The sequence below is a fragment of the Algivirga pacifica genome (genome assembly GCF_039543525.1).
In the GTDB taxonomy this organism is placed as follows: Bacteria; Bacteroidota; Bacteroidia; order Cytophagales; family Flammeovirgaceae; genus Algivirga; species Algivirga pacifica.
The window spans coordinates 65,098-77,707 of record NZ_BAABJX010000051.1; the positions used below are offsets into that span (position 1 = coordinate 65,098).

Here is a 12,610-nt window from a genome sequence, read left to right on the forward strand (position 1 = left end):
ATGGTAAAGGCTCGTTGCTAAACCGGAAATATAAAGGTGTATTAAACGTATAGTATCCGTATACTAAACGTTTAATGCACCTTTTTTGCATGAGAGATTTTATCTTATTAGAAGGGAAGGTTCTTGGAGGGGCAAAATATAGTATGGGTGATAGGGTTGTTTTAGTATTTATTGATGTGTGTTAGGTGGTGATTTCCTTGTAATAATTTGCAATATCTCAAGATGTGGCTAAATTGAAAAGGAATTGATACAATGGGGATAAAAGCAATAGGGCTTTACTACCTATTATTTACGGATAAAGGCTATATGGCGTTTATTACATTGTTGTAGCCTACAAATTTAAAAGCTAAACATGAAGAACATTTTTTTAATCTTTCTAACTATCATCTCTTCTAGTTGCTTAAATCAACAGAACAATCGTCTATCGTTATCTGAGTTAGATATTCAGAATTCAAAATGGGTTAATTCACCTATGCCTGAATTTCCTAAATGTGTAGATTCCTTAGTTTTTGAAGCCTCTAGAGGCTATGCATATTCTTGTGAAAGTGAGTTTAATTATGAGTTTAACTTTAGAGTTGATAATGACACTTTATATTTAGAGAGAATAGATTTTGCTTCAGAAATGGATACTCTTGCTGAAGTTTCATCAAAGGAATGGTTCAAAATGACAGATAAAGGTCTTGTTTGGATAAAAGTGAAGAGAAAAAATGGAGAGATCTGGAATGATTTAGAAGATGAATATCTCAATCAATTTTACTACAAAAAGCTATAAATCAAAGACTCTACGAGAGCTATACTTAGTGTTACCTGCACGCTGAAAAAACGACAATGAGAAAAATACTAATAGGACTTCTATTAATCTTGACCATAAGTTGTCAAAGCCAAAATCAAGAACTCGAATACAGAAGTGTTGAATTTTACTTCGATCAAATAGCCGAACTTGAAGTCAATGAACTCATTGAACAAAAGGTATTAATTGACTCACTGACCATTGCTGACAAATATTTGGATAAGGAAACAGAAGGATTGAATAAGGAAGGGGCAATGAAATATATGGAAGCCAGAATGATAGTCTACCAATCCTTCTTTAAAGATTATTTGTACCAGCAACACCTTGAATATGGCGACAATGTTTATGTCTTATATTTTACAATCGCAGGATTTGATGACGTAGAATGGGATATTGTAAAATGGAACAAAAGTGATTGGAAGAATGATGACAAACTAAATCGTGACAAGCTGAAATCTGATTCTTCGTTGACAAAAATATTTTGGAACTATGACGAAGGACCTAAGAATATGGAGAATATTAGATTGTTTATAGAAAACGATTACTTAGTATTTGAACGAGGAAATTTATACCATTCACTTTATGATTTGAAATCAGATTCACTTTTGTTCAACGAAGAAAGTCCTTGGCACGCCTCGAACGGAGAAGATAAAAACCAAATGAATGAGTGGATTAAAACAAATCTTCATGACAAAATTGAGGAGGAATTAAAAGAAAAAAGAAAATAAAACCAGCAGGTAACAAAGGCTATAAATCATGGTGCGAAGCGACATGATTTATAGCCAAAACGTTGTGTTACGCAAGATGAAAAAATATAAACTGTTTATTATTATTGGATTCTTTGGGGTATTTGGATGTAACCAAACAGCAAAGGAACAAAAAGCTGAAGAATTGAAATCGACAACCGAAACTGAAAAGACGGTCAATCAAACAATATTTGGAGAAGAAGTTACTTTTAACTACTCTGATTTTGAGGATTTAAAGAATAATAAGTATTACGACCGATTCGAAATAGGAACACTGAGTACTCCAACTGGGCAAATAGTTTGTACAGATCCAATGTATAGAGAACTTGGACTCCCTCAATCTTGGACAGTAAAACCTGGTGATTATCCAGTTAACATCTACATCGGATTAGAAGAAGACTTTCAAGGGAGAGTTGCATATGCAGAAATAATCTTTTCTCAATCAGCTGTTACAGAATGGAGAATGTCTTTGATTTCTGAAGATCTTCTCCAAGATGATTTTGAAAAGAAAATGAATGGTATGTACCCAGTCGAAAACGGACTCGGTTCTTTCTCTGATTACTCTGTTTGGAAATCTTATTGTTCAAAAATTGAGGAGTTCTATGAAAATACGCCTGAAGGTAATTTCTATCTTGATGAACTGGAGCCTCTTTTTAAAGCAAACGAAAACATCCCTCAATCATCCAGAGGTGAAGATTGGATAAATTACAGAATTAGCGATACAGGGAATATTATAATGTTTGGAACGGGGTATGGTGACGGTTTTTATCCTAGATATGTTGGATATGACAAATATGGAAATGCTGTAAAATTAATTACTGATTATATTCAACTTACTTATGATGAAGAAAAGTAAATGATACCACAAAATTCTATATGCAATCATTGCTAGTCTGTGGCTGAGGTATTTCATAGAAAGCCTGTCAATCAGCTAGAATTACTCGGTGATAAATCAAACCTTAAACGGCTACGCTTCATACACGTAACGTTAAGCGTAATTGATAAAATACTTATTACACCTGTCAAACCATAAAAAATGAATCTTTCAAAACGCTTAGAAAACTTGATTCTCCGGTGTGGTATTCTTGCTTCATTCGGACTTCTTAGCTGCGGGTCCGTTGGGATTGAAAACTGTGACAAGAAGACACTACATTATTCTGAACTGCCCAAGGAGGTGAAGAATGTAGTATTTGAAGGTTATTTTGAAGATCCACATAGCTCAAATAATTATTCCAGTTTTAAAGACCTCAATGAGCCATATAGGTATTTTGAATCTATTGAGCAAACCTTTCTACCTTGGGTATACAGACAGTATTTACATAGGATTGAAGATGGGGAAATCTTCAAAATAGAGATAAGTTCGGAGCATGGATCACCAAAAATAGTGCTCAATGATTACTTATACGTTGCACAGCATTATAATATCCATAAATCAGACAGCTCCAATTATTCCTTTACAAGATATACTTTGGAATAGAGTGAAAAAACACCCATTGGTTTGTACATCATTGAAAAAGTAAAAGTGAATTATGTTAGATTTTCAAAAAACGATACATTCTGAAAAAGTCTTTTTGAGACCAATGAACGTTGAAGATTTCGAGGAAATGAAAACTTTGACAGCCGACCCAAAAATGTGGTATTACTTTACTGCGGACCTTTCTGATAGCTCAGTCTTAAAACAATGGATTGAGACGGCTTTGTCTGAGCTCGAACAGCATAAGGCATTGCCTTTGGTTATCATAGATCCAATCAATGATAATATTATAGGAACAACGAGAATTGGAAATATTTCAGAAGTCAATAAACGAGTCGAAATAGGATGGACTTGGATCTCAAAAGCATATCAGGGGACTGGCATAAATGGGCACGTCAAAAAGTTACTGTTCAACTATCTGTTTACCGAAACAGAAACCTTAAGAATTGAGTTTAAAACCGATGTTCTAAATATTCCCGCTAAAAAAGCAATGGAAAAGGTTGGACTCGTGAAGGAAGGGGTGCTAAGAAGTCATACTTTAATGACCAATAATCGAAGAAGAGATACTTTGTATTATAGTATATTGAAAGATGAATGGGATGAAAAATAACTGTTTATAACAAAACTGTTGTGCAATACTCTATATCCTGGTCAAAAAGTTTAGCGTTGCTGTAAAGTCCAGATGACTACAAAAGTGACAAAACGCTCTTTGACCTGCCGTTTACCACTAAATTAGAGCAGTGCAAAACTGATAGTCTGGTCTCAGAGCGCAAATATTCTCGTGCCTCGAATACTCGCTGAACTCTGAGACCAGATGAAGCCTTCTGATATAATCAATACTCTATGCGACTAGAATTAACCTTTACATTGCTTACTATTCTAATATCTTGCTCATCAGTAAAGTATAGGTACCGTTTATATAAAAGCCTTAGCTCATAGGTTTGATGATCAAATGTCGACAAGAGTGTCATTGACAAAAGGTGGTAATACAGAAGGAGGGCGGTATGTTATACCCGTTACGCTCGATTAAAAGAAGTGTTTAGGTGTTATTAGATCGTGAGTAATGAATGCAAACCGTTTGTTTGAATGTCGAGTGTCTTATATACCTAATAATAATTCAAAGATGAAACAAAGTGTAATTTTCATATTGCTACTGATAGGGGGAGCAATACAATCCGAGGCCCAAACTCAACCGTCTGTGCTCTACGAAAAAGCTTACGACTATCTCAATGACTCAATTGTTAAAATACAGTATGTTGATAGTAAAACATTTGCTGATCATTGTGAGGATTGTTGTGTCCGAAGGGCTAATGGAAGGAGGGCTAGACTGAAATTTGAGAGCGAACTTCAAGTTGCATATAAATTTAATGAGATTCGTAGAGGCTTCCCTATAGAAGACTATATCAAAAGAAACTATAACTTATCCCATGAATGTATTGTCGCTCTTCGAATGGGACTAAACACTTGTGAGGAAGTCAATGAAATTATTGATTCACTTTCAGTTTTTTTTGGGGATTATACCATGAAGGATGAAGACGAAATCATTGGCTCATTACAAGCGTTACCCTCAAAAAGGAAAGATGGTTATCAAGTCTTTTTTTCAGACATCTATAAGAACACCCTATCGGCAGAGTTAATGAGTTTTTGTACGCCTTATGATACTGGAGCTTGGTATGGACGGTCAACTTTTTTCTTTTTTATCTTTGATGAAGGAGGTGAAATAAAAGAAATCTATTCAGGCCAGCCGATACATTATAATTAAGCTTCCCTGAACCTATAAAAATAACAAAATCAACTTATGAAACTAGAAATTATAGGAAGTGGACTTGCCAGAACAGGCACCATGTCCCTAAAAAATGCATTGGAGGAGCTAACTCAGGCGCCATGTTATCATATGATTGAATTGCTCAAGGATCCTTCACGCTTATCTATTCTACAACAAGGGCATAAGCAAGGGAATACCGATTGGGAGTCATTTTTTAGCGGTTTCAAAAGTGTTGTCGATTACCCAGGGTGTCTTTATGTTGAAGACATGCTTAAGTTAAACCCCGATTTAAAAGTCATTCATACTAGCAGGGACCCGGAACAATGGTATGAAAGCGTTTTGAATACGGTGTATAGAGGTGTTCCAAATGGTTTCAGTGATATATTGAGAATGATTAAAAACTCAATCCTTTACAAGGACTTCAGAAAGGTTTCTCCTGTATTTATGTTCAATGATAAAATCATTTGGAAAGGGCAGTTTGAATCAAAATTTCAGGACAAAGATTTTGCTATAAAAGTCTTTTTGGAGCATGAGGAATACATTAAGAGGATCGTTCCCAAAGAGCAACTGCTTATTTATAATATCAATGATGGATGGGGTCCTTTGTGCGACTTCCTGAACACCAATGTTCCTGATAATTCATTTCCAAAGTCAAATCAACGTGTAGAGTTCAATGAAAAAATGGACGAGTTGTTGATTAGAGGAAAGTTTGTAGAATAAGAAGTGGATATTTTTCTTATCCTAATACTCTGAGACCAGATAAAAAAAGAATTTGAATCCTAGTCAAAGAGTTCAGCGTTGCTGTAAAGTCTAGGTGACTACAAAAGTGATAAAGCGCTCTTTGACTTGCCGTTTACCACTAAATTAGAGCAGTGCAAAACCGATAGTGTGGTCTCAGAGCGCAAATATTCTCGTGCCTCGAATACTCGCTGAACTCTGAGACCAGATGGAGAGGCTAACGAAAAAAGCTAACAGAGATTAAATCTTTTTCGACAACACCTTTCTCTCCAGCCTTTCATATAGCTTTGTCAGCGTATAATCAATTTCTTTCTCCTCGCAGCACTTGATCATGACCTGTGCCAGTTCGACCTTCTCTTCTTCTCTGACAGAAACCAGGTCAATAAAAAGAGGAGTTCGGTTGGCTTCTTTCATTACAAACTTGAAGCCGCTGATCTGGATTTCTACTGAAGCGACTTCTTCAAAAAGGATATAACGGCCAGGAAGTAACTTACTGCCCCATCGTTGCTCATTGAAATAGCTTCTTTGCTTTTGCTGCTCTAAATTGAAAAGGATCCCCTGATGATCAATCTGTACGGACTGTGTGGTAGAAACAGGATCCGGTAGTTCGCCTGTTTTCAGTGTCTTGAAGATATGGAAGCTTTTTTGAAGTAATGCTGTTCCGGCAATGAGTGGGATAACATATAAAATAATGCGGTCAGATTGTATAATGGAAGTATACCAATCCCGGTCCAGATAAAGCTCCACCAGAACGATTACAAAATCTATAGCAATAATTCCCCATCCTATTTTTTGGTAAAGTTCTCGCTTCCAGTAGCCTTTTTCTCCTTTTTTTGAAAGCTTGTTGCTACCGCTTGTTAATTCTATATTGTAGTTCATATTTGTAGAGAGATAGTTTTAAATTGTTTACGGAAAAAATAAATGAGGGGAGGGTTAACAGAAACTACAAGTAGTCGTGAAAAACAATTATCTAAAATAAAGAACGTACTTCCTTTACGGTCTGCTAGTCGAATATTGTACCTATCCCAAGCTCTTATGGAAATATTGGTTTTACAGCATAATAGGTCGTCACGAAGTGATATTTCACACAGATAAATAATGAAAATGAAACATATCAAAATTGAACTAAAATGGGCAGTTATCTTTACTGCAGTCACATTGCTTTGGATGGTGCTTGAAAAACTAAGTGGACTACATGATCAATACATTGACTATCACTTGTACCTCACCAATCTTTTTGCCATCCCAGCAATCATCGTAATGGTGATGGCATTAAAGGATAAAAAGAATAATTTTTATGGAGGGCAAATAAGTTATAAGGAAGGGCTTATATCCGGAATTATCCTGTCCATTTTCATTGCCTTATTAAGTCCATTAGCACAATGGATTACCTCTTATCTCATCACTCCGGAGTATTTTACCAACGTGATCAAGCGTTCAGTAGAACTAGGATATTATCAAACGATTGCCGAAGCCGAAGCTAATTTCAATTATGAGAATTATGCGATCCAAGGAGTAATAGGCGCTTTGGTCATGGGAATAATTACGATGGCAATTGCTATGATTTTCATTAGAACAAAAGAGGGGGAATAATAGGGTTCATTGAGGTGTGATAAACCGCATACTACCTGACCGCTTTGTTGAATCGTTGAATCGTTGAATTGAGCTTCGCTCGTTGATTTGAGTTGAACTGTTGATTGATATATATTTATACTCATACAACATATCAACTCAAATCAACGAGCGAAGCTCAATTCAACTCACCGAAGGTGAAATTCAACGATTCAACAAAGCGGTTTGGCAGTATGGTAGTTATTTATTCAACCTTAACCAACCTCAGCCATAAATTGCTTCCCTATCAATATTGGAAAAGTGATAACAAAACCCTTTTCCCATTCGTTAGATCAGGAAATACAATTTTATGACTTGGTTAAAACACACATATAAAACGCAGCTTCCCAAAAGCCTATACTCAGTACAGGCTCCGGAGTTTGTCAGCAATCCTGAAATGGTCCTGTACAATAAGGCGTTGGCGGAGGAGTTAGGCGTAGAGGAATATTTAAAGGAAGAAGAAAAGGCATTGGCCTATCTTTCGGGGAATGAGACCGTGCCGGAGAGTGAGGCGATTGCTCAGGCATATGCAGGACATCAGTTTGGACACTTTAACCTCCTTGGAGATGGACGTGCAGTGCTATTGGGGGAGATGAAGACCGGCAAGGGCTTGTATGACCTACAGCTCAAGGGTTCCGGAAAAACAGCCTATTCCAGAAGGGGAGATGGCAGGGCAACCTTGTACTCTATGCTAAGGGAATACCTGATCAGTGAAGCCATGCATGCATTGCGTATCCCTACCACAAGAAGTCTGTCGGTAGTCAAAACGACAGATGCCGTGTATCGGGAGCAAACGCATGAGGGCGGGATCCTATCCAGAGTAGCGGCAAGCCATATCCGTGTGGGTACTTTTGAGTATGCACGTTACTTCGGGGAGGCCGGAGACCTACAGGAGTTACTGGAATACACCATTCAAAGACACTATCCGGAATTAAAGGACCATCAAAATCAGGCTTTGGCCCTACTGCAGACAGTGATGCAAAAGCAGAAGGCCTTAATCATTGATTGGCTAAGAGTTGGGTTTATCCACGGGGTGATGAATACCGATAATATGGCCATCTCTGGGGAAACCATCGATTACGGTCCTTGTGCCTTTATGAACGCCTACCATCCCAATACGGTGTTTAGCTCCATTGATACACAAGGTCGATACGCTTACGGCAGCCAGCCTAAAATGGCCTACTGGAACCTGAGGGTCTTAGCCAACGCACTCCTTCCGTTGATCGATAAGGAAGAAGAAGCGGCCAAGGAAAAAGCACAGGAAGTGTTGAATCAGTTCCCGGAGGACTTCTCCAAGGCCTATTTTGAGATGATGTGCCATAAGCTGGGCATTGCGAACCCCGTTGAAGAAGATCGCCCGTTGGTAGAGGATTGTCTGGGCTACCTTATAGAATATAAAGTAGACTATACCAACTTCTTTACCGCACTGAGAAGAGGAGGGGAGTTGATAGACAAGTTGAGAAAGGAAGAGGTATTTGAAACTTGGTATACGAAATGGGAAAAGGCAAGAGTGCGAGAGAGCAGTGTCGCAGAAAGTGATGCTTTAATGAAGCAAAATAATCCGGTTATCATTCCAAGAAACCACTTGGTAGAAGAGGTGTTAAAGGCCGGAGCTTCAGGAGATATGCAATCTTTTCATACCTTTTTAGAGGAGTTATCCTCACCTTATGAGGATACATTCTCGATACAGGTTGTGCCTGCCAATTTCGATTCGGATTATCGAACGTATTGTGGGACATAAACCTATATTGGAATACTGACTCAGGCAGAGGGAGTTTGCTAGCTAGGGTATATTAAACGGACACTAACCGTTTGATATACCTTTTTTGTTGGGAGATTTTGTGGGTAAGGTAAAATCCCAAGGCTTGTTCAAAAAAACACTTTCCATTGAAATGGAGTGATATAGCACCTTATCCTATAGTATAATGCCTTCAACTATTTTTTCGTAGACGATGGGTTGGAAACCCACCGCTAAGAGGATAAACCCATTAATGGGTTAAAAATGAACTCTTAAATTCCCATTTATGGGATAGATAATAACAGCGGTAGGCTTTAGCCTATCGTCTACGTAAAAATAGGACGACGTTTGGGTGAAATATAGAATTGATGGCATGGGCTGTTTTGTAAATATTGTATGCTCCTTAAAGGGAATTGCCTTATAAAGTTTTGTGATATTTCAAGATGTGTTTAAATTGAAAAGACGCCTATTCACAAGACAAATACTTAGTGTCAGGAGTTGTTTATGACTATGAAGATGGCACACCTCTGCTTGGAGCTACTATTCAAAAGATAAATAGCGGGAATAACGTAAGAGCATCTAAGCTATCTACTATAAATGGAGAGTTTCAAACTTATGTAGACAAGAATAGCGAAGGGTTTATAATAGAATTTATTGGTAAACTCTCAATAAAAATTAGAAATATGGAGCTATAAGAGTTTAAAAATAATTTTTTAGGTAACTTTTATATGATTGACTCCCCGTTTGCATTTATAAGTTGGAATGAAAAAGCAACTAGAAAGGAAAAACGTCAATTCTATAAGAAAAGAAATAAGTGGATTGCTAAGTTAAAGAAGGGGATTGAGATAGAACAACCTAACGGCAAATCGCATGTTATGTATTTAATAGTAAAAAGGAATGAGCATCCTTACTTTATAATTGAAATTTAATACGTGTGTTAAAATTAGCTATCTTCAATTACTTGTTTAAACACTAACGTAACTGATAATAGCAATGGCGTCATAAGCAATAAAAATATGGATACTTGGCATTTAATAGAAATTAACCACACCCAAAAGAATGCTATTCATCTTTATTGTAAAGAGGATGAAGGGGCAGTGCAAATTAGGATAACTTCTATTCTAGATGACAACGTACTTTACCTTGTAAAGGATGTATTAATTGGATCAGTGGTTGATTTGTCATTAAACCAAAACAAAGAGCCAATTGAATGGAAGTTAACTAAAAACTATCCTGAAAGTGAAAATTGGACATTTAACATGTTGGTATCCAGAGAGAGAGATGGACATCAAAATGGTATGGATTTTTTGAAGTATCACATAGCAAACGCTATGAATAAAACTCAGAAGAATAGAGGGTTTTCTAAATATGCCAAAAAGAAAATAATTGGCAAGTGGGGGAATGGTGACTCTGAACTTGTATTTGATATTTCAGGTAGATTCTTCATTAAGAAGCACAATACTAATGAGCCGGAAAGATTATTCTATATTTCGGAAGGAGATTGGAATATTAGCTCCAACATGTTAGTGGTTTGGGACAGTAATTTAAACTCAGGTTCTCGGCAGCTCCTTGTTGATGTATTTGATGATAAATTAATTTTTCTTGGTGACCATGGGCAACTCTTTTATACTTTTGAGCGAATTATAAATTGATAATAACATTTAAAATTCATGACTCTTTCGATTTACACCAAACGCTACCCGCAAGCTAAAAAATAATGAACACAGAAGAATTTGTAAAGGCATTTCATGAAGAAAAGCAGGATATTCTAATTGAATATCTTTCTGAAAATACTGAATCAGAAGTTGGACAATTAATCAAATCACTTAACCTGACGGACCAACAAGCTGACATAATGAAAAAAGTAGTGGATGGAATACTGACGGACACCTTTTATTCCATACTACTTGGGTTAGATGGATGCGCCTCAATTGGTAGTATACAGGAAGCTTATGTTTTAAAGGATGAAAATGGGAATCAAATCTGTGGAGGTAAGCTACAGGGAGAAATAGAAGGGTTAGCTTATGAATATTTCCACGAATCAGAATAAATGAAGCATAAAACCAATTATATTTTTTAAACATGAAAATTCAACTTGCAATATTTTTTGCTTTAGCAATACTTACCGCTTGTAACAGTCCAGTGCAATCTTATAAGGCCCCGCAACCAACTTTAGCGGACTACCAAGTTGGCGAAAAGTGGGTCTGGAAATATAAAGGTGTAACCACGGAAGGAGAAGTACGCTCGGATGGAGAAGATACCAGAGAGATCGTCAATGTTGATGGAGTTTTAGGTATGACCATCGGAAATGATACAGTTCCCGTTGTTGATATTGTTAAGCAGGATGAAAGTGAAACACCAAAGTACGACTGGCCGTTGCAAGTGGGTAAAAAGTGGAAGTATGAGAATAGTTGGACAAGTCAGGATGGAACAACGGGAAAGCAAAGTCAGAATGCAGAGGTTTTGTCCTATCAAGAAGAAACGGTGGAAGCCGGAACCTTCATGGCCTATACTATTCAATACACGGGTAAGATTTCGAATTCTAGAGGATATAATGCCGATGAAGAAGAGGTTTGGCTGTATACTCCGGAGTTAAAAAGCTTCATTAAGCTGACCCAGACTCAAGGTGATTTTAACTACGTAGAAGAACTGATTGAATACTCAAAGCCTGAATAGAACCAAAAACTAAACTATGAACTTAAATCAGATCACAGTCCCCTCATTGGATTTAACAAAATCAATTCCTTTTTATGAAAAATTAGGTCTGAAATTGATTGTGAAATCTTTACCACATTATGCACGCTTTGAATGCCCAGATGGCAACTCGACCTTTTCAATTCATCAAACGAAAGAATTACCTCAAGGAGATGGAGTTTACGTGTATTTCGAATGTGAAAACCTTGATGAACAAGTTGAGAAAATAAAACAAAGTGGAATTACATTCGATCAAGAGCCAACGGATCAGCGTTGGTTGTGGAGAGAAGCCCGATTGAAAGATGTGGATGGAAATCAACTGATATTATTTTATGCTGGAGAAAACCGACTGAACCCGCCTTGGCGAATAGCATAGTTCCCCCCTTGTTGATCAAACACATGTTCTAGACCTATGCATGATACATTCTTTCTATCAAAATATTCTTAGGTATTAATAATCACAATGCAAGAAACTGTCGAAAAGGAATATTCCCCCGAATATGTTAGTCGTCTCTTTGATCGAATGGCTTCCACTTATGGAGTGCTCAATTATATTTCATCATTTGGGTTTACGGAGATTTGGAGAAAAAGGTGTATCAACAATCTTGATCTTGATCAGGATGAAAATGAAAAGATTGGTTATGATTTAATGTCAGGAATGGGGGAGTGCTTTTCTTTGATTAAAGATCAATTGCCTAACTGTGCCTTGACGGGGTTGGATATCTCCGAAACCATGACCAATAAGGCGATTGAGAATATATCTAAGAAAAGGTTGACAAAGATAGCAGTTCAACAAGAAGATGTTTTTTTCAATAGTCTGGAGTCCAATACCGCTGATTTTATCACCTCGGCATTTGGCTTGAAGACATTTAATCATGCACAACTGCAAGCATTAGCGAAAGAAGTTTACCGTCTTTTAAAGAGTAATGGAAAGATTAGCTTTATAGAAATAAGTATCCCCAATAATAGCTTCTTAAAGCCCTTTTTTGTGTTTTAATGCGAATCAAGGGTAGAAATTCAGTCTAAATAAAAAAGAAAGCCATAAAGGTCTTAT

General features: G+C 37.0%; 15 protein-coding genes. 14 read left to right on the plus strand and 1 reads right to left on the minus strand.

Annotated features, from left to right (window positions below):
- Nucleotides 1–352 precede the first annotated feature (352 nt).
- From ABD985_RS16250 to ABD985_RS16275, 6 genes are all read left to right on the plus strand, one after another.
- Complete coding sequence (locus ABD985_RS16250; RefSeq protein ID WP_345373557.1) at nt 353–772, plus strand: hypothetical protein; 420 nt, start codon at nt 353–355, stop codon at nt 770–772.
- A 56-nt stretch (nt 773–828) separates the two neighbouring features.
- A complete protein-coding gene (locus ABD985_RS16255) occupies nt 829–1,518 on the plus strand; it encodes a hypothetical protein (RefSeq protein WP_345373559.1) in 690 nt (229 codons plus the stop codon).
- A 76-nt stretch (nt 1,519–1,594) separates the two neighbouring features.
- Entirely contained in the window at nt 1,595–2,392 is a 798-nt protein-coding gene (locus tag ABD985_RS16260) for a DUF4241 domain-containing protein (RefSeq protein WP_345373561.1), read from the plus strand.
- Between the two features lie 673 nt (nt 2,393–3,065).
- Nucleotides 3,066–3,620 carry a GNAT family N-acetyltransferase gene (locus ABD985_RS16265; RefSeq protein ID WP_345373563.1) on the plus strand — a complete coding sequence of 185 codons (555 nt, stop codon included), beginning with the start codon at nt 3,066–3,068 and terminating at the stop codon, nt 3,618–3,620.
- Between the two features lie 513 nt (nt 3,621–4,133).
- Entirely contained in the window at nt 4,134–4,772 is a 639-nt protein-coding gene (locus tag ABD985_RS16270; RefSeq protein WP_345373565.1) for a hypothetical protein, read from the plus strand.
- Between the two features lie 36 nt (nt 4,773–4,808).
- Nucleotides 4,809–5,495 (plus strand): sulfotransferase family protein, encoded by a 687-nt coding sequence (locus ABD985_RS16275; protein WP_345373566.1) that lies wholly within the window; start codon nt 4,809–4,811, stop codon nt 5,493–5,495.
- 258 nt (nt 5,496–5,753) lie between these two features.
- Here ABD985_RS16275 and ABD985_RS16280 read toward each other — a convergent pair whose 3' ends face one another.
- A complete protein-coding gene (locus ABD985_RS16280) occupies nt 5,754–6,392 on the minus strand; it encodes an SH3 domain-containing protein (protein WP_345373568.1) in 639 nt (212 codons plus the stop codon).
- Nucleotides 6,393–6,617: 225 nt separating this feature from the next.
- Between ABD985_RS16280 and ABD985_RS16285 the strand changes: the two genes are divergently transcribed.
- From ABD985_RS16285 to ABD985_RS16320, 8 genes are all read left to right on the plus strand, one after another.
- The gene (locus ABD985_RS16285; RefSeq protein WP_345373570.1) at nt 6,618–7,106 is read left to right on the plus strand and encodes a DUF4199 domain-containing protein; all 489 of its coding nucleotides are present in this window, start codon (nt 6,618–6,620) and stop codon (nt 7,104–7,106) included.
- A gap of 328 nt (nt 7,107–7,434) precedes the next feature.
- Nucleotides 7,435–8,865 carry a protein adenylyltransferase SelO gene (locus ABD985_RS16290; protein WP_345373571.1) on the plus strand — a complete coding sequence of 477 codons (1,431 nt, stop codon included), beginning with the start codon at nt 7,435–7,437 and terminating at the stop codon, nt 8,863–8,865.
- Nucleotides 8,866–9,350: 485 nt separating this feature from the next.
- Nucleotides 9,351–9,557, plus strand: coding sequence for a hypothetical protein (locus ABD985_RS16295; RefSeq protein WP_345373573.1), 207 nt, complete (start codon nt 9,351–9,353; stop codon nt 9,555–9,557).
- Nucleotides 9,558–9,878: 321 nt separating this feature from the next.
- Nucleotides 9,879–10,514 (plus strand): hypothetical protein, encoded by a 636-nt coding sequence (locus ABD985_RS16300; RefSeq protein WP_345373574.1) that lies wholly within the window; start codon nt 9,879–9,881, stop codon nt 10,512–10,514.
- Nucleotides 10,515–10,579: 65 nt separating this feature from the next.
- Entirely contained in the window at nt 10,580–10,912 is a 333-nt protein-coding gene (locus ABD985_RS16305) for a hypothetical protein (RefSeq protein ID WP_345373576.1), read from the plus strand.
- A gap of 32 nt (nt 10,913–10,944) precedes the next feature.
- Entirely contained in the window at nt 10,945–11,538 is a 594-nt protein-coding gene (locus ABD985_RS16310) for a hypothetical protein (RefSeq protein ID WP_345373578.1), read from the plus strand.
- Nucleotides 11,539–11,554: 16 nt separating this feature from the next.
- Entirely contained in the window at nt 11,555–11,932 is a 378-nt protein-coding gene (locus ABD985_RS16315) for a VOC family protein (RefSeq protein WP_345373579.1), read from the plus strand.
- An 87-nt stretch (nt 11,933–12,019) separates the two neighbouring features.
- Nucleotides 12,020–12,553 carry a class I SAM-dependent methyltransferase gene (locus tag ABD985_RS16320; protein ID WP_345373582.1) on the plus strand — a complete coding sequence of 178 codons (534 nt, stop codon included), beginning with the start codon at nt 12,020–12,022 and terminating at the stop codon, nt 12,551–12,553.
- Nucleotides 12,554–12,610: the final 57 nt, after the last annotated feature.